Origin of the sequence: Nocardia sp. NPDC051833 (genome assembly GCF_040681225.1) — a bacterium.
GTDB lineage: Bacteria > Actinomycetota > Actinomycetes > Mycobacteriales > Mycobacteriaceae > Nocardia.
Genome location: NZ_JBFAYK010000001.1, coordinates 789,587 through 811,552, shown reverse-complemented (window position 1 = coordinate 811,552; position 21,966 = coordinate 789,587). Strand labels below are relative to the sequence as shown.

General features: G+C 67.9%; 16 protein-coding genes and 1 pseudogene. 9 read left to right on the top strand and 8 right to left on the bottom strand.

Going from position 1 to position 21,966, the window contains the following annotated elements:
* Positions 1 to 52: 52 nt before the first annotated feature.
* The 4 genes from AB0L91_RS03715 to AB0L91_RS03700 all read right to left on the bottom strand — a co-directional run bounded on the left by AB0L91_RS03715 (position 53) and on the right by AB0L91_RS03700 (position 6,971).
* Positions 53 to 1,546, bottom strand: a complete 1,494-nt coding sequence (locus tag AB0L91_RS03715) for an amino acid permease (RefSeq protein WP_365007124.1) — start codon at positions 1,544 to 1,546, stop codon at positions 53 to 55.
* The gene (locus tag AB0L91_RS03710; RefSeq protein WP_365007123.1) at positions 1,546 to 2,625 is read right to left on the bottom strand and encodes a Glu/Leu/Phe/Val dehydrogenase dimerization domain-containing protein; all 1,080 of its coding nucleotides are present in this window, start codon (positions 2,623 to 2,625) and stop codon (positions 1,546 to 1,548) included. Before AB0L91_RS03710 ends, AB0L91_RS03715 begins: the two co-directional genes overlap by 1 nt.
* Before the next feature lie 187 nt (positions 2,626 to 2,812).
* Entirely contained in the window at positions 2,813 to 6,289 is a 3,477-nt protein-coding gene (locus AB0L91_RS03705) for an indolepyruvate ferredoxin oxidoreductase family protein (protein ID WP_365007122.1), read from the bottom strand.
* Between the two features lie 196 nt (positions 6,290 to 6,485).
* Complete coding sequence (locus tag AB0L91_RS03700; protein WP_357343990.1) at positions 6,486 to 6,971, bottom strand: Lrp/AsnC family transcriptional regulator; 486 nt, start codon at positions 6,969 to 6,971, stop codon at positions 6,486 to 6,488.
* Between the two features lie 64 nt (positions 6,972 to 7,035).
* On the opposite strand from AB0L91_RS03700, the pseudogene AB0L91_RS03695 reads away from it, so the two are divergent.
* Positions 7,036 to 8,693: pseudogene (locus AB0L91_RS03695) on the top strand (FAD-binding dehydrogenase).
* 285 nt (positions 8,694 to 8,978) lie between these two features.
* On the opposite strand, the gene AB0L91_RS03690 reads toward AB0L91_RS03695, so the two are convergent.
* Positions 8,979 to 9,185, bottom strand: coding sequence for a hypothetical protein (locus AB0L91_RS03690; RefSeq protein WP_365011344.1), 207 nt, complete (start codon positions 9,183 to 9,185; stop codon positions 8,979 to 8,981).
* Here AB0L91_RS03690 and asnB point away from each other — a divergent pair.
* The 4 genes from asnB to AB0L91_RS03670 all read left to right on the top strand — a co-directional run bounded on the left by asnB (position 9,135) and on the right by AB0L91_RS03670 (position 14,526).
* Entirely contained in the window at positions 9,135 to 10,976 is a 1,842-nt protein-coding gene (gene asnB, locus AB0L91_RS03685) for an asparagine synthase (glutamine-hydrolyzing) (RefSeq protein ID WP_365007121.1), read from the top strand. The two genes, AB0L91_RS03690 and asnB, sit on opposite strands and share 51 nt — an antisense overlap.
* Positions 10,977 to 11,499: 523 nt before the next feature.
* Complete coding sequence (locus AB0L91_RS03680; RefSeq protein WP_365007120.1) at positions 11,500 to 12,372, top strand: LysR substrate-binding domain-containing protein; 873 nt, start codon at positions 11,500 to 11,502, stop codon at positions 12,370 to 12,372.
* Positions 12,373 to 12,691: 319 nt separating this feature from the next.
* Positions 12,692 to 13,789, top strand: coding sequence for an MBL fold metallo-hydrolase (locus AB0L91_RS03675; RefSeq protein WP_365007119.1), 1,098 nt, complete (start codon positions 12,692 to 12,694; stop codon positions 13,787 to 13,789).
* A gap of 302 nt (positions 13,790 to 14,091) precedes the next feature.
* Positions 14,092 to 14,526 carry an ester cyclase gene (locus tag AB0L91_RS03670; RefSeq protein ID WP_365007118.1) on the top strand — a complete coding sequence of 145 codons (435 nt, stop codon included), beginning with the start codon at positions 14,092 to 14,094 and terminating at the stop codon, positions 14,524 to 14,526.
* Positions 14,527 to 14,589: 63 nt separating this feature from the next.
* Here AB0L91_RS03670 and AB0L91_RS03665 read toward each other — a convergent pair whose 3' ends face one another.
* The gene (locus tag AB0L91_RS03665; RefSeq protein WP_365007117.1) at positions 14,590 to 15,210 is read right to left on the bottom strand and encodes a helix-turn-helix domain-containing protein; all 621 of its coding nucleotides are present in this window, start codon (positions 15,208 to 15,210) and stop codon (positions 14,590 to 14,592) included.
* Between the two features lie 129 nt (positions 15,211 to 15,339).
* On the opposite strand from AB0L91_RS03665, the gene AB0L91_RS03660 reads away from it, so the two are divergent.
* Complete coding sequence (locus tag AB0L91_RS03660; protein WP_365007116.1) at positions 15,340 to 15,786, top strand: hypothetical protein; 447 nt, start codon at positions 15,340 to 15,342, stop codon at positions 15,784 to 15,786.
* Positions 15,787 to 16,000: 214 nt separating this feature from the next.
* Here the strand turns inward: AB0L91_RS03660 and AB0L91_RS03655 are convergent, their stop codons facing one another.
* Together AB0L91_RS03655 and AB0L91_RS03650 are read right to left on the bottom strand one after the other, a co-directional pair.
* On the bottom strand, positions 16,001 to 17,335 hold the full coding sequence (locus AB0L91_RS03655) for a lipase family protein (protein WP_365007115.1): 1,335 nt from the start codon (positions 17,333 to 17,335) through the stop codon (positions 16,001 to 16,003).
* A gap of 74 nt (positions 17,336 to 17,409) precedes the next feature.
* Complete coding sequence (locus AB0L91_RS03650; RefSeq protein WP_365007114.1) at positions 17,410 to 19,458, bottom strand: CocE/NonD family hydrolase; 2,049 nt, start codon at positions 19,456 to 19,458, stop codon at positions 17,410 to 17,412.
* A 270-nt stretch (positions 19,459 to 19,728) separates the two neighbouring features.
* Here AB0L91_RS03650 and AB0L91_RS03645 point away from each other — a divergent pair, with 270 nt between their 5' ends.
* The 3 genes from AB0L91_RS03645 (at position 19,729) to AB0L91_RS03635 (ending at position 21,907) form a co-directional block, all read left to right on the top strand.
* Positions 19,729 to 20,784: an AraC family transcriptional regulator gene (locus AB0L91_RS03645; protein ID WP_365007113.1), complete on the top strand. Its 1,056-nt coding sequence runs from the start codon at positions 19,729 to 19,731 to the stop codon at positions 20,782 to 20,784.
* Between the two features lie 95 nt (positions 20,785 to 20,879).
* Positions 20,880 to 21,419, top strand: a complete 540-nt coding sequence (locus AB0L91_RS03640) for an AAA family ATPase (RefSeq protein WP_365007112.1) — start codon at positions 20,880 to 20,882, stop codon at positions 21,417 to 21,419.
* 23 nt (positions 21,420 to 21,442) lie between these two features.
* A complete protein-coding gene (locus AB0L91_RS03635) occupies positions 21,443 to 21,907 on the top strand; it encodes an SUKH-3 domain-containing protein (RefSeq protein ID WP_365007111.1) in 465 nt (154 codons plus the stop codon).
* Positions 21,908 to 21,966 lie beyond the last annotated feature (59 nt).

The window sequence follows — 21,966 nt, the reverse complement described above, 5'->3', positions numbered from 1 at the left end:
CCAGGCCGCCACCGCCTCGATGCTCGAGCGGTGGCGGCCCAGTGGGTTTCGGCTATCGGACCGGCGTCAGCTCCGGCTCGGCCGGTTCCCGCCGCCCGCGACCGAGGACCGAGTGCCGACGGCCGTAGGCGAAGTAGACCACGACACCGAGGGCCATCCAGATCACGAAGCGCAGCCACGTCTCGATCGAGAGGTTCACCATCAGCCACACGCACGCCAGCGCGCCGAGGATCGGAACCACCGGGACGAACGGGACGCGGAAGCCGCGCGGCAGGTCGGGACGGGTCCGGCGCAGCACCAGCACGCCGACCGACACCAGCACGAAGGCCACCAGGGTGCCGATGTTGACCATCTCCTCCAGCGTGCCGAAGTCGACGAACCCGGCCAGCAGCGCGCAGACCACGCCGACGATCACGGTCAACCGGACGGGCGTGCCCTTCTTCCCGGTCTGTGCGAGGCCGCGGGGCAGCAGACCGTCGCGAGCCATGGCGAACAGCACCCGGGTCTGGCCGAGGAACATCACCATGACCACCGTCGACAGCCCGGCCAGGGCGCCGATCGCGATGATGTTCTTCACCCAGGTCGCGCCGTGGATGGCGAAGGCCGTGGCGAGAGTGGCGTTGCCGTCGGCCAGCGCGGTGTAGGGGACCATGCCGGTGAGGATCAGCGAGACCGCGATGTAGAGCACCGTCACGATCGCGAGCGAGCCCAGGATGCCGCGCGGGATGTCGCGCTGCGGGTTGCGGGTCTCCTCGGCGGTGGTGGCGACCACGTCGAAGCCGATGAAGGCGAAGAACACCAGGCTGGCCGCGGCGAGCAGGCCGTACCAGCCGTAGCTGGTGCCACCGGACCCGGTGAGGAAGGCGAACAGCGACTGCCGCAGGCCCTCGGCCTTCTCCGACGGCGCCGACGGCGGGATGTACGGGGTCAGGTTCGAGGGCTTGAAGTAGGTCGCGCCGACCACCAGCACCAGCGCGATCACGCCCAGCTTGATCGCGACGGCGATGGCCGACACCCGCGAGGACAGCTTGGTCCCGGTGGCCAGCAGCACGCCGACCACCGCGATGATCAGCACGGCGCCCCAGTCGAAGTGCAGCGAGCCGATCTGCACCACCGGCGCCGAGGACCCGAGCACATTGCCCAGATACTGCGACCACCCCTTGGCGACCACCGCGACCGCCAGCGCGAACTCCAGGATCAGATCCCAGCCGATGATCCAGGCGATGACTTCACCGAAGGTGGCGTAGGCGAAGGTGTAGGCGCTTCCGGCGACCGGCACGGTCGAGGCGAACTCGGCGTAACACAGCGCCGTCAGCCCGCAGGCGACCGCCGCGAACACGAAGGCGAGCGAGACCGCGGGGCCCGCCACCGTGCCCGCGGTGCGCGCGGTCAGGGTGAAGATGCCCGCGCCGATCACCACCGCGACACCGAAGATCGTCAAGTCCTTCGCCGTGAGATCCTTGCGCAGCTTGGCATCCGGATCGTCGGTGTCCTTGATCGACTGTTCGACGGACTTGGTGCGGAACAGGCCGCTCGTGATCGTCATCAGAGCGACCGGGGGATGGCGTCGAGGCGGCGTTCGGCGAACCGGTTGGCGGCGGCGCCGGTCCCGATCCCCTCCGACAGCGCGGCGGCGATGATCTCGCGGCAGCGCGGGTAGATGTCGGCGACCTCGGCCTCGACCTCGGCCGGGGCGGCGGCGCGCAACTCGCCCGCCACCTGGATGAGCCCGCCGCCGTTGGCCACGAAATCGGGCACCCAGGTGATGCCGCGGTCGGTCAGCGCCCGCTCCACCTCGGGGGTGGCGAGCTGGTTGTTGGCCGCGCCGCAGATCAGCTTGGCCTCGATCGTCGGCGCGCTCGCCGCGGTGAGCGTGGCGCCCATCGCGCAGGGGGCGTACACGTCGACCGGCGCGGTGGCGACCGTCGACAGCAGCCGTACCGCGGGCTGTTCGTCGGCGATGCGCCGCAGCGCGGCCTCGTTCACATCGGTGACGCAGACCTCGGCGCCGTCGGCCAGCAGCAGCGCGGTGAGCTCGCGGCCCACCTTGCCGACACCCTCGACGCCGACCGTGCGACCGGCCAGTGTCGGTGCGCCCCAGACGGATTCGGCGCCGGCGCGCATGGCGTGGAAGACACCGAGCGCGGTCAGCCGGGCGCTGTCCCCGCTGCCGCCCGCGGCGACGCTGCGGCCGGTGACGTAGCGGGTGTGCCTGCCGATGACATCGAGGTCGTCGGTGTTCGTGCCCACGTCGCCCGCAGTGATGTAGCGGCCGCCCAGGGTTTCCACGAAGCGGGCGTAGGCGGTGAGCAGCTCCGCGCTCTTCATGGTCGCCGGATCGCCGATGATCACCGCCTTGCCGCCGCCGAGGTCGACACCGGCCGCCGCGGCCTTGTTGGTCATGCCCCACGACAGCCGCAGCACGTCCTGCAACGCCGCGGATTCGTCGGCGTAGGGGTAGAAGCGGGTGCCGCCCAGGGCCGGGCCGAGCGCGGTCGAGTGGATGGCGATGATCGCCTTCAGCCCCGACCTGTCGTCCTCGCAGAACACCACCTGCTCGTGGGCGCGGGCGCTCAACTCGTGCGATCGGCCGAAGACTCCTGCTTCGGTGTGCACAACGGTCACTGTCGATTCCTTTCGATGGCCGCGCACCACGGGTCGTGCCGGGGTGCGACGGTGTTGTGGTGCCGCGGGTGTGCGGCGGTGGGTGCACCACGGTGTCGTGATGCGGGCGCGTGGCGGTGTGATCGGCGCCGCCACGCGCGACGGGTGTCGCGGTGCCACCGAAGTGGTCGCGCCGCAAGGTGTTTCGTCAGTAGTCGATGCCGAGCTCGCGCAGTCCGGTCCGGTACAGCTCGACATTGGCGAGCTTGATGTCCTCGTAGCCGCGCACCACGTCGGGCAGGGCGGCGGCCGCGATGGCGGTGTCGTAGTTCTCCGGTCGCAGCTCCTCGGCCAGCCGCCCCACCATGGCGGTGTAGTGGGCCAGCAGTTCCCGCTCGACTTTGCGGACGTGCGCGTAGCCGAAGGGGTCGAGCTTGGTGCCACGCAGGAACTTGCCCTTGGCCAGCACCTTCAGTGCCACATGGGATTTCGGCGCGAGACCGATCTTCTTGCGCCTGCCCATGGCCCGCAGGACCGGCGGGTGCAGCTTGTAGGTGAGCTTCTCGCCACCGGGGACCTGGGCCTGCACCTCGTCCAGGAACGCCGGGTCGACCAGCAACCGGGCCACCTCGTACTCGTCCTTGTAGGCGGTGAACTTGTAGAGCCCGCGCGCCACCGCCTCGCTGAAGTCGGTGCGGTCGGTGACTTTTCGCTCCGCCGCCCAGGCGAGTTCGACGGTCTCGATGTAGCGCCGGGCCACCTCGGCGTTCTGGTAGCCGATCAGGTTCGCCGCGCGCAGTTCCATGAGCCGCCGCACCTCGCCGTCGAAGTCGGTGTGCGCCAGCAGTTCCAGCGGCACCCGTGGGGGCGTGCGCCGCGGCTGCCCCTCATCGACCGCCGCGGCGAACGCGGCCGGATCGGCGACGGCGACCCGTCCCCACCGGAAGGCCGCGATATTGGCGTCCACCGCGACGCCGTTGATCCCGATGGATTCCTCGATCGCCGCCACCGGCAGCCGCAGCCCACCGGACTGCACGGCCGCGCCGACGATCAGGAAGTTGGCCGCCGCGGTGGTGCCGAACAGGGTCTGCGCCGCGGCGAGGGCGTCGAAGTGGTGCGTCGAGTGCGACACCGCCGCGATCCGATCCAGCAGTGTCTCGGTGGCGGGGTAGGCCACCGACTTGTCGTAGACCATGTCGCCGGTCGGGGTCTGGCTGGTCGAGGCCACGGCCACCGTGCGGGCCATGTCGCCGTACTGCAGGTACCGCGCTTCGGTGGCGGTGAGCAGGTCGACGGCGAGCAGGCAGTCCGCGCTGCCCGGGGTGAGCCGGTTGGCCGGCTCCAGCTCCGTGCCGGAGAACCGCAGGTGTGAGACCACCGGACCGGCCTTCTGGCTCATCCCGATCTGGTCCAGGCTCTCCACCTCGTACCCGGCCCGCAGGGCGGCGGTGGCCAGCACCTGGTTCACCGTCACGATGCCGGTGCCGCCGATGCCCGCGATCAGCACGTTCTGGGTGCGCTGCGGTGCGCCCAGCCCGGGGTCGGCGACCGCGGGCGGTTCGGTCGCTTTGCGGCGCTTGGTCTTTCGCTTCTTGTCCGGCACAGTCTCCACGGTGACGAACGACGGGCAGTCGCCGTCGAGGCAGCTGTAGTCGGTATTGCACGAGGTCTGGTCGATGCGGGTCTTGCGCCCGAACTCGGTGTCGACCGGCTGCACCGACAGGCAGTTCGACTTGGTGCCGCAGTCGCCGCAGCCCTCGCAGACCGCCTCGTTGATGACCACCCGGGTGTTGCGGGCCGGCAGCGCGCCGCGCTTGCGCTGCCTGCGCGCGTCGGCGGCGCAGTGCTGGTCGTAGATGAGCACGGTGACGCCCTCGATCTCGCGCAGTGTCCGCTGGGCCTCGTCGAGCCGGTCGCGGTGCCACAGCAGGGTGCCCTTGGCGAGCGAGCGCTTGCGATGGCGCCGCGGTTCGTCGGCGCAGATGATGATCTGCCGCACGCCCTCGGTGGTGAGCTTGTGCGTCAGCTGCGCGACGGTGAGCATGCCCTCCGCGTCCTGGGCGCCGGTCATCGCGACGACTTCGTTGTAGAGCAGCTTGTAGGTGATGTTCACTCCGGCTGCGACACACGCCTGCACGGCCAGCTGCCCGGAGTGGAAGAAGGTGCCGTCGCCGATGTTCTGGAACAGGTGCGGCACGTCGGTGAACGGCGCCTGCCCGATCCACTGGCTGCCCTCGCCGCCCATCTGGGTCAGCCCGGTGACCGCGCTGTCGGCGCGCCCGGACAGGGTCACCAGCGTGTGACAGCCGATGCCACCGCCGCCGATCGAGCCGTCGGGCAGCGCGGTGGAGCGGTTGTGCGGGCAGCCGCTGCAGAAGTAGGGCGTCCGCTTGGCGGACAGGACCTCGAGCGGAAGTGCCGGTGGCGCTGCCCTTTTCAGCTCCACCCGACCGCGCAGCACCCGGCGCAGCGGGGCGAGCAGGCGACCCGCGGTGAGTTCGCCGTCCACCGGCATCAGCCGCGCGCCGCGCTCGTCGTGCTTGCCGAGGACGCGGGGCGCGTCCGGGGTGCCGTAGAGGATCTCGCGGATCTGGGTCTCGATGAACGCGGTCTTGTCCTCGACCACGACGAGTTCGTCGAGACCGCGCGCGAATTCGGTGACCGCGGCCGCGCCGACGGGATAGGGCATGCCGATGCGCAGCAGCCGGATGCCCGCCCGGTGCAGGGCGGTGTCGTCGACGCCCAGGTCGAGCAGGGCCTGGCGGACCGCGTCGAACGTGGTTCCGGTGGCCGCGATACCGACCTTCGCCCCGGCCGGATCCACCTCGACGACGTCGAGCGCGTTGGCCGCCGAGTACGCCTGCACCATCGCCCAGCGCGGACCGTAGAGATCCGCCTCGGCCAGCACGCTGTCCGAGGGGGCCGCCATCGGCCGCTGCCGGTAGACGAACGGCCTGCCCTCCCACTGTAGTTCGGGCACCGTGACGGCGAGATCGGCCACGCTCGCGTCGACGGTCCAGGCGCCGTCGGCGACATCGGCCACGATCTTCAGCGCCACCACACAGCCCGAGGCCCGCGACAGGGCGATGCCCCGCATGCCCAGGGTGATGATCTCCTCGGCATTGCGCGGGAACAGCACCGGCACACCCATCGCGGCCAGCGAGCGCTCGCTGACCGCGGGCACGGTCGACGACTTCGACGCCGGATCGTCGCCCACCAGCAGCAGCACGCCGCCGCGCGCGTTCACGCCGTACATGTTGGCGTGCCGGATCGCGTCGGTGGCGCGGTCGACGCCGGGCCCCTTGCCGTACCAGACGCCGACCACGCCGTCGTGGGTCGGCCGCCCGGCGGGCAGGTCGGCCTGGCTGCCCCAGACCGCGGTGGCGGCCAGTTCCTCGTTGAACCCGGGCACGAAGGTGACGTCGTGCTCGGCGCGCACCTCGGGCATGCCGAGCAGCATCTTGTCCACCCCGCCCAACGGGCTGCCCTGATACCCCGAGACGAATGTCGCGACCCGGTGCCCCGCGCGCAGGTCGCGCACATGCTGTTCCACGAGCAGCCGCGCGATGGCCTGCACGCCCGTGAGCAGCACCGGCCCGGCTCCGGAGCGATAGCGATCGGCGAGGTCGTAGGGCGCGGCAGGCTCGGCCTGCGGCGCGGCGGTCGGACAGACGACGGTGGTCATGGACGCCTCACCACACTTTCCACAACCCAGATCGTGAGCTGCGCAACGAAGGAACTTGCAATCGGTGCAGCGAAATGTGCCGTGGAGGGGTGAGGGGTGTCAACAGTCAGTCGAAAAGTTGATCAGTCTGCTCAAAAGTGATCTGGACCACTGGGGTCGATGTGCCAATCTGCTCGAGTGAGAGACCTGCGTCACATCACGGCTGATTCGGCCGGTGGGTCAGATGATCGACCAGCGGCAGGCTCCGATAACCGATCGGAGTGGCCAGCGCGAGCATGGTCTCGGTGTGGTTCACCCCGTCGATGGCGTGCACCCGCTGGATGATCTCCAGCAGATCCTGCTGCGACTGCGCCGCGATCCGGACCAGCAGATCGGACCGCCCGGTGGTGGCGTGCACCTCGAGCACGTGCGGGAAGCCACGCAGCGTCTCGATGATCGGATCCATCTTGTTCTGATCGAGCTCGACCCCGAGGAAGGCGTGCACGGCGAAGCCGATCGCCTGCACATCGATATCGGGCGGATAGCCCCGCACCGCGCCCGAGGACTCGAGCCGCTTCATGCGCGCCTGCACCGTATTGCGGGCGATCCCGAGCCGCTGGGCCAGCTCGAGGATCGGCGCCCGCGGGTCCGCGGCCAGTTCGGCCAGCAAGGCGGCATCGAGTGCGTCGAACTTGATGGTCATGCCGCATTGTGGCACGGCGGTCCTCGTGCTTCCCCGGGGTCGGGGCGTGGGGTTACCGTTGATGATGGCCGAATCTGCTGACGTCATCGTCGTCGGAGCCGGACTCGCCGGATTGGTCGCCACGGCGGAGTTGGTCGACGCGGGTAAGCGGGTGCTCATAGTCGAGCAGGAGAACGCCGGCAATGTCGGCGGACAAGCATTCTGGTCCTTCGGTGGACTGTTCCTGGTGAACAGCCCGGAGCAGCGCAGGGTCGGGATCAAGGATTCCTACGGCCTGGCCTGGCAGGACTGGCTGGGCAATGCCGGATTCGACCGTGAGCGCGAGGATCGGTGGCCGCGGGAGTGGGCGCGGGCCTATGTCGAATTCGCCGCCGGGGAAATGCGCGGCTGGCTGGCCGAACGCGGCTGGAAGTCGTTTCCGATCGTCGCCTGGGCCGAACGGGGCGGCTACGGCGCCGACGGGCCCGGCAATTCGGTGCCGCGTTTCCACGTCACCTGGGGCACCGGGCCCCGGATCGTCGAGATCATCGAGTCGCGGGTGCGCGACGGCGTGGACCGGGGTCTGGTGACCTTCGCGTTCCGCCATCAGGTCGACGAACTCGTCGTCACCGGCGGCGCGGTCAGCGGGGTGCGCGGCACCGTCCTCGAACCCTCCGACGCAGCGCGCGGTGTCGCGTCGTCCCGGAAGTCGGTGGGGGAGTTCGAGTTCGGCGCGCAGGCCGTGATCGTCACCTCCGGCGGCATCGGGCACAACCCGGAATTGATCCGCCGGAACTGGCCGACCGACGCGGGGCGCGTGCCCGAGCACATGCTGGCCGGGGTGCCCGCGCACGTGGACGGGCGGATGCTGGAGATCTCGGAGCGTGCCGGCGCGAGCGTGATCAACCGCGACCGCATGTGGCACTACACCGAGGGCATCGTCAACTACGACCCGGTCTGGCCGAATCACGGCATTCGCGTCGCGCCCGGACCGTCCTCGCTCTGGCTGGACGCGACCGGCACCCGGCTGCCGCCCCCCCGCTGTTCCCCGGCTTCGACACGCTCGGCTCGATGCGCTACATCAATCGCACCGGTTTCGACTACACCTGGCTGGTCCTGGATCAGCGGATCATCGAGAAGGAGTTCGCGCTCTCCGGTCAGGAACAGAATCCCGACCTGACCGGCCGCAATATCCGGCTGCTGCTGGAACGGGTGAAGAAGGGTGCCCCCGGACCGGTCGAGGCGTTCAAGCGCAAGGGCGTCGATTTCGTGGTCGAGGACGGACTCGACGACCTGGTCCGCCGGATGAACGAACTCGCCGGGGACGATGTGCTCGATGTCGCGAGCGTGCGGCGCGAGGTGACCTCGCGCGACCGCGAGCTGGACAACCCCTTCGGCAAAGACCTCCAGCTTGCGGCGATCCGCGCGGCCCGCGCCTACCGGCCCGACAAGATCATCCGCGTGGCCGCGCCGCACCGGCTGCTCGATCCCAAGGCGGGCCCGCTGATCGCCGTCCGCCTGCACCTGCTCACCCGGAAGACGCTGGGCGGCTTGGAAACCGACCTGTCGTCGCGGGTGCGGGGGCCGGACGGTACGGCGGTCGAGGGCTTGTACGCCGCCGGTGAGGTCGCGGGCTTCGGCGGTGGCGGGGTGCACGGCTATCGCGCGCTGGAAGGCACCTTCCTGGGTGGGTGCATCTTCTCCGGACGGGCCGCGGGCCGGGCGGTCGCGGGCCGGGTGTGACGGCCGGTCCCGGCGGAGCCGTGGCGATGACCGCACGCTGCGCAATAGTCTTGTGCGCCAGTGTCCGTGGTCATCGGGTGATTCCACGAATGGGCCGAGACGTGGATCTTGACGCCTGGAGATCGAGCGCATATTTTGGGCTGCGGACTTTTGAGGCGAGGGGGAAGAACACTGGAGTCCGCACTCGTCGACCCGCTGAATCGGTAAATTGTTCTGGTTTCGCAGGCGGGTGTTCGGCGCGCTTTCGACGCGGCTCACGGCGAACTCGATAGGTGGCGCAGCTAACTATTCCGGCACGGTACCGAAGGCTCGATCGGTCTGGTGGCCAACCGGTTTCGTTCCGCGCTGCCGGATGTCGGGCGTCCGGTCGGTGACCTGCCGCGTATCGGCGCGCGCCCATTTCGCCGCATCGCTCGGTCCTATTCTCGGAGGTTGAAGAAAATGTGTGGAATTGTCGGATGGGTCGATTTCGCGAGTGATCTCGAAACGCAACGCCCGATAGTGGAGCGCATGACCGAGACGATGCGCCTGCGCGGACCGGACGCCGGTGGCGTATGGATTTCCCGGCACGCCGCACTCGGGCATCGGCGATTGTCGGTCATCGATATCGAGGGCGGCGTCCAGCCGATGGTCCGCGATGATGTCGCGTTGACCTACAGCGGTGAGATCTACAATTTCCGGGAATTGCGGCAGGAATTGGAAGGCGCCGGTCACCGGTTCACCACCAAGAGCGATACCGAGGTGGTGCTACGCGCCTACCTCGAGTGGGGCGTCGCGTGCGTCGAGCGGTTCAACGGCATGTTCGGGTTCGCGATCTGGGACGGGCGCAGCGAGGAACTGCTGCTCGTGCGGGACCGGGTGGGCGTCAAACCCGTCTACTACTACCCGACCGCCGACGGCATCCTGTTCGGCTCCGAGCCGAAGGCGATTCTCGCGAACCCGGCGGCGAAGCGGAAGGTCGACCTCGACGGCTTCGCCAATTTCCTTGTCCTGCAGGCGAATGTCGCCGGGCAAACCCCGTTCGACGGTCTGCTGGAATTGCAGCCGGGTGAATTCCTGCGGGTCGGCAGGTCGGGGATCGAGCGCACTCGCTACTACCAGCTGACGGCTCGTCCGCACGACGACGACCTCGACACCACGGTGGAGACGGTGCGCGCGCTGCTGGCCGATATCGTCGAACGGCAGCTGGTGTCCGACGTGCCGATCGGCACCCTGCTCTCCGGCGGCATCGACTCGAGCCTGCTGACCGCGCTGGCGACCCGCTCGAACACCGCGGCCGATGTGGTGCGGTCCTTCTCCATCGATTTCGTCGGGCACGCCGACTTCTTCGAGACCTCGGCCGACATCCTGCGCGCGACCGAGGACGCGCCCTTCATCCGCGAGGTGGTCGACTACGTCGGCTGCAAGCACGAGGGCATCGACGTGGCGACCGCCGCGCTGTGCGACCCCGAGGTGCGCCGCCGGGTGCTGACGGCCTGGGATCTGCCGAATCACCTTGGCGACATGGACGTCTCGCTGTACCTGCTGTTCCAGGCGGTGCGGGAGCGCTGCACGGTGGCGATCTCCGGGGAGGGCGCCGACGAGGTGTTCGGCGGCTATCCCTGGCTGCATGACGAGAAGGTCCTCGACGTGCCGATCTACCCGTGGATGTCGTTCCAGCTGCTGCAGGGCACCCCGTCGACGTTCAGCCTGTTCGACGGTGGCGTCGTCGCGCGCACCGGCCTGTTCGAGCGCATCGGCGCCATGTACGCGCAGGGCATCGCCGAAGCGCCCCGCCTGGACGGCGAATCGCCGCTGGACGCGCGGATGCGCGCGGCCAACTACCTCGACCTCACCCGCTTCATGCGCCCGCTGCTCGACCGCAAGGACCGCATGAGCATGGCGGTCGGACTCGAGGTCCGCGTCCCGTTCTGCGACCACCGCCTGATCGACTACGTCTTCAACGTGCCGTGGTCGATGAAACAGCGCCCCGGCGAGAGCAAGTGGCTGCTGCGCGCCGCCGCGGGCGACCTGCTGCCCGACGCGGTGCGCAACCGCCCGAAGTCCGTCTTCCCGGCCACCCTGGACACCGGCTACGACGACATGCTGCGCAAGGGCCTCAACGAGGTTCTGACCGGCGCCGACGAGCCCATCCGGGAGTTCCTGAACATCGACGCGGCCACCGCGATCGTCGACGGCACCGACCCCGGCAGCGGCTCGTGGGCCCGGCTGCGGACCGAGAGCATCCTGCGCGCCAACGCCTGGATCAAGGAGTACGACGTCGACATGAGCCCGCTGGGCTGACCCGCGACCAGGCTCGCCGGCGGTCAAGAGGCTTCGGGTCGGCCGGTCGGGCCGCCGGCGAGCGGCCTGGCCGGCCACCGGTTCGTTCCCTCGAACCTCGGGTGCCGGGTTCGCCGTCGCGGATCGGCGTGCGTGAAGGCCGGAAGATGATCGAGAACCCGGTGCGCCGCAGTGGTTCCGGGAGCACTAGCGGGCCCGGTGCGCGCACCGGTGTGCGTCACCCCGTGGTCACCGGGCGTCGTCATGGAGCGGTCGTGTCGCCGACCCGTCCGTGCGCTGTGGCGGGCGATTGCCGAAGTGCCGCGGGCACAGTGCCGCGACACGAGGTCGGCCGAGCGCGCACCGGCCCTGGCGATACGCGGTGCCAGCGCGTCACAGAGCCGTCGTAACACCGCTTCACCGAAACTGGTAGTTTCGTAACTGGTCATGGACACCAGGCTCCACCACGCGGCGCCCGGGAAAAAGGACAGTTTCGAGAAGGTTTCTTAACCTGGCGATGAAGGATCTTGGGGTTGCCGTGGAGATGCGTGATATCGAGATCTTCCTGACGCTGGCCGAGGAACTGCACTTCGGCCGCACCGCCGAACGGTTGCATGTGACCCCGGCCCGCGTCAGCATGGCGATCAAGAAGCAGGAGCGCCGCATCGGCGCCGAACTGTTCGAGCGGACCACCCGCCGGGTCGCGCTCACGCCGGTCGGTCGCGAGCTGTTGACGCAGCTGAGCGCGGGCTACCGGCAGATCATGGACGGTATCGAGACCTCGACCGCCGCCGCCCGCGGCACCTCGGCGACCTTGACGCTGGGCACCATGGGCCTGCAGGCCTGGATGCTCGGCGACCTGCTCGACTCGTTCCAGCGGCAGCATCCAGCCGTGCGGGTCGTGCACCGCGACATCAACCCCGTCCATCCGCTCGACCTGCTGCGTTCCGGCGAGATCGATGTGGGACACGTCTGGCTGCCGGTGCGGGAACCCGACCTCACCGTCGGTCCCGTCACGCACACCTGCGCCCAGGTCCTCGTCGTCGCCGCCACGCATTCCTTCGCGCGGCGCGCGTCGGTCGGCCGGGAAGACTTCGGCGACCTCACCTTCGTCGCCCACAAGTCCTCGATCCCGGCGCACATGGAGGAGGTCTTCCAGCCCTTCCACACCCCCGCCGGCCGTCCGATCGCCCGCGGACCGCTCGTCAGCACCTGGGACGACCAGCTCAAAGTGGTCAGCTCGGGGCAAGCGGTGATAGCGGCCGTGGCCGAATCCGCCCGCTTCCACCCCTGGCCCAACCTCGTGTTCCTGCCGATCCGCGATGCCCCACCGGTCTCCTGGGCGCTGGTCTGGCGCACGGCAGCCGAGACGCCCACCGTGCGGGCCTTCGTCCAGACCATCCACGGCGCCACCTGACCGCGCACTGTCTGCGTGGTGTGCTCCGCGCCGGGCCCGGTGTCGCCCGGTCGCGAGCGCCTGTGCGGTTTCGGGTCTGGAGTTCGCTTCGGAGCAGGCGGTATCGTGGTCGGACGCATTTTCGGCGATGCGGTTCGCCCGCAGCGATCGTGCCTGTCTGTCGAGGGCGCCGCCCTGCCGGCGCGGAGTGTCTGCCGCCCCATCCATCGGTGATTCTCGGGAATGTCGGTGTGGCTGAGGTGCCCCGTTCAAGGAAGGACACCGGCTTGTGTGCCTATCGTGCGGGGGACAAGACAGTGAGAACGGGCATTCGGGTGGCGTGAGCCGCCGCATGGCGCTGGCCGGAATCGGGTCGGCCGCCACACTGCTCGCGGTCACGGCGTGTGGTTCGTCGGATACCGGGAACCAGGCCGCACCGACGAGCACCACCGCGCCACCGACGCCGGTGAAGTTGGGCGTCGTCCTGCTCGGCACCCGCGCCGGGCCCTACGTGCAGGGCGATCGGACCGGGATTTCGACTGCCCTGGTGGTCGACGGGCAGGTCTACCTGGTCGATTGCGGTCAGTCCTCGGTGTGGCAGTACCACCGCGCCGGGCTGGAGTTCGCCGCCTTGAAGAACATCTTCATCACCCATCTGCACGCCGATCACGTGGCCGACTACAACAATTTCTTCATGCTGGGTGGCTCCACCGATGTGCAGACCACCGACGGCGTTTCACCACCGGTCCAGGTCTACGGACCAGGGCCCGCAGGCGGGCTGCAACCCGCCTACGGCGGCGCGGACCCGCCCGTGGCCTCGCCGGAGAACCCGACACCGGGCTTGGCGGACCTGACCCGCAGATGCAACGAGGCATTCGCCTACAGCAACAACGTGCTCATGCGCGACACCGGGTTGCAGAACACCGCGGCGATCGCGGTCGTGCACGAGATCGCACTGCCCGACATCGGTGCGAGCTACACCGACCCGGCGCCGGCGACCGCACCGTTTCCGGTGATGAGCGACGACCACGTGCGGGTCACCGCGACACTCGTCCCCCACGGTCCGGTGTTCCCTTCGTTCGCCTTCCGGTTCGACACCGAATACGGCGCGGTCACCTTCTCCGGAGACACCACCAACTCCGAGAACCTCGTCCAGCTCGCCCGCGGTTCGCAACTGCTCGTCCACGAGGCGATCAATATCGAAGGAGGCAGCCTCTCGCCCACGGCACAGTCCCATATGACCGAGTCGCACACCGCGGTGCAGCAGGTCGGCGGCATCGCCGCCCAGGCCGACGTTCCCCAGCTGGTGCTCTCGCACATCGCGGACTTCGGCCCCACCGCCACGATCGACCCGGCCCAATGGACGAGCTGGGCTCAACAGGGATACTCCGGCGAGGTCATCGTCGGAACCGACCTACAGACCATCACCCTCCGGTAGCCGACCGGCCCGGCATCTTTGCGGCACCCTTTACCTCGCGGACGGAATGGGCGCACAATTATTGCGTATACCGGCTTCAAGGTTTTCGACCGGCGGGTAGCGGAATGCTCGCCGGGAACGATCCCGGGCGGGCATCCGCCGTGATGGCAGCGTCCTCATATCGCGGTGTGTCGACGTGGATTTCACCGTCGGCAGCGTGTCCGGCTCGTCAGGCAATGTTGAACGCCGGGCGCGGCGGATGCCGCCCGTAGCGACTACGAGCCCCTCCGCCGGTTCGGCGCACCTATCGGATAGGAATCGCCATGTCAGAGCAGAACAAGGCGGCGGCCAAGCGCTTCTTCGACGCGTGGAACGCGAGAGACCTCGATGTCTTCGACGAGGTGATCGCGGACGACGCCCTCAACCACGATCCGCAGAACCCGTTCGCCGAGGTCCACGGCCCCGACGGTATGAAACGACTCGCACAGATGTATCTCGCCGCGTTCTCGGATCAACGTTTCCTGGTCAACGAACAGATCGCCGAGGGCGACTTCGTCACCACCCGATGGACGGGAACAGGGCACAATGACGGCGAGATGATGGGCATGCACGCCACCGGGAAATCGGCAGTCGTTCAAGGCATTACGATCAATCGCTTCCGGGACGGCAAGATCGTCGAGAGCTGGGCGTGCTGGGACACGCTCGGCATGATGCAGCAACTCGGCGTCGTCCAGGCGGCGCACTCCGCGACAACCTGACCTCACCGACACTGCTGGGGGAGTGGGCGATGCAGGTAGCAGCGGCATGCCGCTGCTACCTGTTCACGCCGACAGCTGGAGTGCGTCGGGAATGACGGCGAATGCCTGGTGCAGGCGTTCGAGGAGATCGGCTCGGCCCCCGCTCGCGTCCGCGGCGACCCAGCCGCGGCCGGCGATGCTCCATGCCGTGGTGGTCACCTCGGCGAGGACCCGAGGGCGCAGGTCGCTGTCGGGAAGGGTCAGTTTGTCCGATATCCGTTGGGCAACTTGGGTTTCCACGCCGGAGCGGGCGTAGTCCACGTGGCCGAGCAGGCTGGGGGCGGTGAGGATCAGCTTGCGGGTGGCGACGTAGCGGGTATCCCAGTCGTCGGGGAGGTCGGCGACCACGCTGGTGAGGATGTCGCGTAGTGCGGCGAGCACCGGGCCGGTGAGGTCGTGGACGGTCAAGGCGTCGAGATAGCCCGCCCACAGCTCGGTTTCGGCTTCGACGGCCGCGGCCTCCTTGGTGGGGAAGGTCCGGAAGAAGGTGCTGCGCGAGACCTCTGCCGCGTCGACCAGTTCCTCCACGGTGGTTGCGGCGAAACCCTTCTCGGTGAACAGCCGCAGCGCGGCGTCGGCCAAGGCGCGGCGGGTGCGCAGCCGTTTGCGTTCGCGCAGTGGCAAGGCGCGGTCGTCGATGGGCATGCCGGAATCCTAGCTCCACGCGAATCTCAGGCACGAAAGAATCTCAGTTCAAATTAATACTTGCGCACGTATGGAACTCAGTGTCAGAATCTTCCTGTCAGCGAGCATCGCCCCGAACAGGAGATCGCAATGAGCACCACCGCCCCGGCCACCACCCTGAACCCGTCGGTCATCGGCCAGGCCGAGAAGCACCACACCGCGGTGCTGGCCCGCGCACTGGCCGGCACCACGCTGGACGAGAAGCAGTGGATCGTCCTCAACCAGGCCTTGGCCGCCGGTGCGCCGATCGATCCGGCCGCGCACATCACCCGCGTCGCCGCCATGACCCAGTGGAATCCAGCCGACGCCCGGACCGCCCTGATCGCACTGCTCGAAAGCGGCCAGCTGCGAGCGACTTCCGATGATCTGGTCGAGCCCACCGAGGACGGCGCGGCGCTCGTGAGCAAAGTTCGTGCCGAGTCGGGCGCGATCGTGGCCGCCGCCTACAGCGCGGTCGCCCCCGAGGATCTGGCCACCGCCGCCCGGGTGCTCGCCACCGTCACCGCCCGCATGGCCGAGGAACTGGCCCGCGTCTGACCCATGCCCCGAATGCCCCGGAGGTCGTGTACTACTACCGCGACGGCCGGCCGCCCCATCAGACGGGCAGCCTCCGGCAGACCTGCACGGCGGTCCGGACCACCGTGGGCCGGCGACTCAGCGAGATACGGGTGACGCCCGCCTGGATTCGCAAGGATTGACCACAGGCTCGCCGATTGCGGCCGCAGTGGTGCCTCTAGGGCGGAGGCTGGACTCAGGTTCCCGGAAACCCCGCGGGTAGTGGTGCGGGGAAACCCAGATTGAAGGTCGGCCCCGGGGGCAGGCCCCGCAGGACAGCGCTGGTCCAGGCCACCGACGGTGCCCAACCGGTGCCTGCGTTGACCACGTGCTCAGGCAAGGGGACCGTGATGAACCGCAGGTTCGCGCCGCTGTCCCAGTACTTGTTCACCGTTGGCAGCGCTGTCGACGGTGGCACGACCTCGTCCCAGATGCCGTGCCACCAGAGGATCGGGGTGTCCGGGATGTGCTTGCCGAGGCTGTTGTCTTCCAGCACTTGCATGATCGCGGGTTCGGTTTCCAGTGATTTGCCCGGTTTGAAGTAGGCGCTGATCGGCCGGTACATCCCCGTCGGCGCGATGGTGAGGACACAGCGTGACTGGAAATCGCGCAGCAGTTGCTGGCCCTCCTCGGTCAGCAACTCCTCGGGCCGGAACACATCCGGGTATTCACGTCCGAGCGCGGCGAAGCCGAGCCACATGGTGAAGTTGCCGATTCCCGCGAGTCCGGTCTGTGGCTGCATCGCGTATCGCGCGATGGCGGTGAGGCTGCCGGGGGTGCCCCCGACGGCCGTACCCAACAGCCGTACATCGGGTGCGTAGGTGGCGCGTAGTTCGGCCGCGCGGAGGGATCCTGAACCGCCGCCGGAGTATCCGTACAAGGCGATGCCGGCGTCGGAGAGCCCCAGTCCCGCATCGCTTTTCATCGCGCGAAGGCTGTCCAGCACCATCTTGCCCTCGGCGAAGGTGTTGAAGGTGTTGAACTTGCCGTCGAAGTCGGGGATGTTGACGGCGAAGCCCTGCATCAACCAGGCTGCCGGGAGCGTGGACTCCTTCATGGTGCCGATCTGCAACGTATACGAGGGGTTGCAGGACGAATTCGTGGAGTCGATGGCCTCTTGGAACGAGACCACGGGCCGAGTGCTGCCCTGCCACGGTATTCCTGGAACGAGGACGGTCGTAGCTGTGACGATCGGGTTGTCGTGGACATCGTTGGACCGGAACAGCAATTGCTTGGTGTACACCGGGAACGGAATTCCGGCCACGCGGGTCTGCACTTCTCTGGTGCGCACGATCTGACCGGGCGCGAAGGAAGCGAGATCCTCCGGATCGTTGTACCACGGGTCTTCCGACGGGGTCGGAATCGGCAGCAGATCGTAGATCTGCGGTTCGGACGGCAGCTGCGGCAGCTGATTCTGATCCGGTGGGAACGCGATATCGGCCGGGTCGGCCGAGACCGTGTTCGCGCCCACCAGCATCGTGACCGCGGATATCGTTGCGACGGTCAGGTGTCGCAACCGGGACTTGTTCATCAAAACCTCCAGCATCATTGCTGCGAAGACCCCAGAGCCTCGCAGCGCTTGTCTGCGGCTCGGCCGGGTCCGAATCAATCCGGAATGGGTGCGGTCAGGGCGATATTGACCCAGCTCGGCGCGTCGGGATCCAGACGCAGGTGTTCGGGTTTCAGGCCGGAGTCGGCCAGGAACAGCAGGGGCGGCAGGCCTTTGGGGAAGTTGCTGGCATAGACGTCGACGCGCAGGCGGTGGCCGGGCTGCAGCACCGCATCGATCGGGGTGGCGGCGATATCGAGGGTGACGGGTTCACCGGGGATGGTGGGCTGGCGCCGGTCGAGGTCGAGGAAGTAGCTCGGTGTGGTGTAGTCGCCGTTGGCGGAGGTCCTGCTCGCCGAGTGGTCGATCTGGCGCAGCGAGGAGACGAGCTGTCCGGTCGCGATCTCTCTGGACCTGCCGTCGGGGGCCACATCGTTGATCGTGGCCACCCAGTAGCCGTCGGTCGCGTCGTGAACCACGTTGAGGTGGACGTTGATCGGGCCGGACACGGTGGTGGCCTCGGTGACCGGGCCGCTGGTGAAGCTCAGTCCGTTGCGCTCCCAGATGCGGGAGTCCTCAGCACAGGCGTCCAAGACCGCCGTCGCGCCGGCCGCGATCCTGGCCACGTCACGGCCACAGATACTCAGCAAGCCCGGCGCCACTGTCAGGTCCCGGACCTGCGACTGCCGCGGGTTCTGCGAGAGCCCGCCGTCGTAGACCGAACCCGGGGCGGTGCCCGACGACGTGTCATCGAGGTACACGCGCCGGTAGGTGGCCTCGGTGCGCGGGAACTCCGAGGCCGTGGTCCAGTCGCCGCCCTGCTGCTTGACCACGATCGGCGAGTAGTCCTCGATGCCGTTGTCGATGCCGCGTAGCCAGTGGTCGAACCAGGCCCGCTGCAACACATCCAGTCGCGGCGGCATCCCCGGATGGCCGAAACCGGCGATGCCGGAGCCGAGATGGTAGCCGTCACCCATGATGAGCTTCTTCTGCTCGGCGGGCAGCGGGATCGCATTGAAGGTGTCCGTCGGGCTGGTGCCGAAGATGTCGAACCACGCACCGACCATGAAGGTCGGCACCCGGATGTTGCCGACCTTTGCCTGGAGCCCCTGCCGGAAGGGCGAATTCGGGTTGAGCAGGCCGCGGGTCTGTGGAGTCAGCTGATCCGGTGTCAGCGCGGTGTAGCCGTTGGCGACCATATCGACGAGGGTCAACGGGTCGGCGATGCGGTCCTTCAGCCACTGCAATTGCTGTGCGGGATCGAACTTCCCGACTGCCAGGGCAGTGATGTCGGGAATCATCTTGGCCGCGTTGACTCCCAAGAGCCACGGGACCAGGAAGCCGACGCCGACCGCGCCGCCGGGGCCGGCGATGTCGTCGAAGATGTCGGCGCTGCCCTCGTAGGCGAAGACGGCCTTCAGTCCCGGTGGCATCCGGTCGGTGGCCTCCAGCGCGCTGATCGCGGTGAAGGAGATCCCCATGGTGCCGACATTGCCGTCGCTCCACCCTTGTCGGGTGATCCAGTCGATCACCTCCGCGACGTCTTGCTTCTCGCGGTCGCCGAAGACCTGCCAGCTGCCCTCCGAGGTGCCGGTGCCGCGCAGATCGACCTGTACCAGGGTGTATCCGGCCTCGGCGAGCGCCCAATCCTGGGCCGCGGCCTCGATCGCGCCGGAGTCGGCCTGACGGGTGAGGTCGAACAACCCGTCGATTCCGACCCCTGGCAGATTGATCGAGGAGATCCAGTCTTCGAGGGGCTTCTTGATGCCGAGTCCGTCCGCGGAGGCCAGCAGCGCCTGCCCGATGAGGATCGGGAGCTTGCCGTAGCCCTGCATCTGCAGGATCACCGGGCGGTGACCATCGGCGACCCGCCCGTCGCGCGCCGGGTGGAGGATGTCGGCCTTGAGCACGGTGCCATCGCTCATCGTGATCGGCACCGCGAGATCGGGCGCCACGCCGTTGTAGGGCTGCGGTCCGGTCAGCGCCGAGTTCCACTGTGCCGCATGATCGCCGCCGTCGATCGCGGTGAACCCCCCGTTCGGTTCACCGAAAACCGTCGGTGCCAGCAACGGTGTGCTCGCCAGCGCCACCGATGCCACCACCATGCTGTGTATCGCGAACCGCTTCGTCCGCCTCCCAGCCCTCATTCGTGTGTTCCACCTCTCACTCGATTACTGAGCCAGATTGTTGCCATCGATGTGGACTGTGGACTCGTTCCTGGGCGACATCCTTTTACCCCAGCGCGACATCGGGTGCGCCACATGCCGATCTCGCTGTATATCTCAGCTGGTGAAAACGCAGGTTGTGGCTGAGACAATCGCTGTGCTCTTGTCGCGGGGCACGCCACTGGATACGCTGCGAAACCGTCTCGGAAAATGGTTGGCGGGAAGTTGCTGATGGCGGTCATGGGGCGTGCCGCGACACTGCGCGGGTATCGAGAGCTGGTCGAGGAACTCGGCGGTGACAGTGCCACGCTGCTGCGGCGTTTCGGCATCGCCCCGGAGGCGCTGGAATCCGATGACGCGGTCGTGTCGTCGGAATCGATGGGCTGGGCGTTGGAGGTCGCCGCCACCGAACTGGGGTGTCCCGACCTGGGCTTGCGCTTGGCCGAACGTCAGGATTTCAGTCTGCTCGGTCCGCTCGCCGTCGCTCTGCTCAATGCGCCCACCGTCGGCGCGGCGGTGGTCTGCGTGCAGCGCTACCTGTACACCCATCACGCCGGTATCTCGATCGAGCTGTGCGCCGATCCGGAGCAGCAGCCCGGCGTGATCGCGATCAACTATCGCGACATGGCTGAGGTGACCGACTTCAGTCAGGGCATCGACCACGGCGCGGGTTTGCTGCATCGGTTCGTGCGTCACGGCGTCGGCAGCGACTACGGACTGCGGACGGTGTACCTGCCCCATCCGCCTCGGGCACCCGCCTCGCGCTATGTCGAATTCTTCGGTGCCGAAGTGCGATTCGACATGCCGACCACCCTGTTCCGCTTCACCACCGAACTGCTCGCCCGCCCCATGCTCGGCAGTGATCCGATGCTGCACAAACTGGCGATGGACTACCTCGCCCGCAACTACTCCGAACTCGACCGAACCATGACCGCCCGGGTCCGGCTCGCCATCGACCGCGCTTTCCTCGAATCCACGGCCGACATCGCCACCGTCGCGCAGATGCTGCACACCGGCCCCCGCACTCTGCAACGCGCGTTGTCCGGTGAAGGAACAACTTTCACCGCGGTCCTCGATGCCGCCCGCCGAGATGCCACCTACCGCCTCCTGTGCGAAACCGATCTCCCCATGGGCCGCATCACTGCACTCGTCGGCCTCCGGGAACAATCCGCCCTCACCCGCGTGGTCCGCCGCTGGTACGGCCGTACCCCGCAGGAGGTCCGCGCCGAATTCCGGGTACGCCAGAGCGATCTCAGGAAATCATGATGGGCATGCACGCCACCGGGAAATCGGCAGTCGTTCAAGGAATTACGATCAATCGATCGCATTGTTCCGCATCAGGGAATCATCGAAGGAGTGGAATGCGTATCGGGGTGTCCGGCCCACACGGAACCGGCAAGACGACACTGGTTCACGAACTGTGTTCCCGCTTCACCGAACTCACCCCGATCGAGGAACCGTACGTCCTCCTCGAGGAAGACGGCCACGACTTCGAATACCCACCATCACACGCCGACTACCGAGCCCAACTGACCCGCTCGATCCACCTCCTGACCACCGAACCCGACGGTTCCGTCTTCGACCGAACCCCCTTGGACTTCCTGGCCTACCTGTCAGCGACGGGCCTCGACATCGAATCCGTCACCGATACCGCTGCGGCTCGAAAAGCCTTGGCCACACTGGATCTCCTGGTGCTCGTGCCGATAACCTTAGACACCGAGCGCCTCCTCCCGCCGGCGGAAATGCTCGGCCTCCGCCGCGCGGTCGACGACACCCTGCTGGAGTTGGCCTACACCGATCCGCTGGACCTCCTCGCGAACATTCCGGTGCTCGAGCTGACCGTCCCCTTGACGGATCGAATCGAAACGATCGCCGCCATGATTCGTGAGAGTGGGTACTGACGGGGCGATCGAGGTGCGAAGAATTGGGTGAGTCGGAGCTGGGGGAGTTTCTGGGCTCGTTCGGTTGGGGCGCCGGAATGCGGACTGACGGTGACCCCGTCATGGCGGACCTGGAGCGGGTCGGCTTCGTCTGTCACGAGGCGGGAAGGGGCTTCTTGCGGGGGTACCTCGGGCTCCGGATCGACCATGGTCCGACCCTGGTCATCGCCGGGGAGCTGGTCCGGAGCTGGACGTCCTTCGATCCCTCCGTCGTCTGCACCGCCCGCGACGCGGACGTGGCCGGGCGATGTGCGGAGGTGGCCGGTGCCGATCTGGTCCCGATCGGTGTGGACAGCTTTCATCTGACGCTGTATTCGGGGAGCGATGGAAAGTTCTACGCGGGGTTCGATTCGTCGGTCTATCGCTACGGGGATGATGTCAGCGCGCTGTTCTCGATGATCAAGGTGGGAATCCGTCCAATAGTGCTGGGGGAGTGGGTGATCCGATGATGGGGCGTTAGCGGTACTCGGGACACGCGGACCGGCCCCGAGGTTGTCGGCGTGATCCC

What these genes read in the sequence shown, in the direction of transcription:
- AB0L91_RS03670 (WP_365007118.1), top strand. Translation starts at nt 14,092, where the DNA reads ATGTCAGAGCAGAACAAGGCGGCGGCCAAGCGCTTCTTCGACGCGTGG.
- asnB (WP_365007121.1), top strand. Translation starts at nt 9,135, where the DNA reads ATGTGTGGAATTGTCGGATGGGTCGATTTCGCGAGTGATCTCGAAACG.
- AB0L91_RS03700 (WP_357343990.1), bottom strand. Translation starts at nt 6,971, where the DNA reads ATGACCATCAAGTTCGACGCACTCGATGCCGCCTTGCTGGCCGAACTG.
- AB0L91_RS03655 (WP_365007115.1), bottom strand. Translation starts at nt 17,335, where the DNA reads ATGAACAAGTCCCGGTTGCGACACCTGACCGTCGCAACGATATCCGCG.
- AB0L91_RS03705 (WP_365007122.1), bottom strand. Translation starts at nt 6,289, where the DNA reads ATGACCACCGTCGTCTGTCCGACCGCCGCGCCGCAGGCCGAGCCTGCC.
- AB0L91_RS03650 (WP_365007114.1), bottom strand. Translation starts at nt 19,458, where the DNA reads ATGGTGGTGGCATCGGTGGCGCTGGCGAGCACACCGTTGCTGGCACCG.
- AB0L91_RS03640 (WP_365007112.1), top strand. Translation starts at nt 20,880, where the DNA reads ATGCGTATCGGGGTGTCCGGCCCACACGGAACCGGCAAGACGACACTG.
- AB0L91_RS03660 (WP_365007116.1), top strand. Translation starts at nt 15,340, where the DNA reads ATGAGCACCACCGCCCCGGCCACCACCCTGAACCCGTCGGTCATCGGC.
- AB0L91_RS03665 (WP_365007117.1), bottom strand. Translation starts at nt 15,210, where the DNA reads ATGCCCATCGACGACCGCGCCTTGCCACTGCGCGAACGCAAACGGCTG.
- AB0L91_RS03645 (WP_365007113.1), top strand. Translation starts at nt 19,729, where the DNA reads ATGGTTGGCGGGAAGTTGCTGATGGCGGTCATGGGGCGTGCCGCGACA.
- AB0L91_RS03715 (WP_365007124.1), bottom strand. Translation starts at nt 1,546, where the DNA reads ATGACGATCACGAGCGGCCTGTTCCGCACCAAGTCCGTCGAACAGTCG.
- AB0L91_RS03680 (WP_365007120.1), top strand. Translation starts at nt 11,500, where the DNA reads ATGCGTGATATCGAGATCTTCCTGACGCTGGCCGAGGAACTGCACTTC.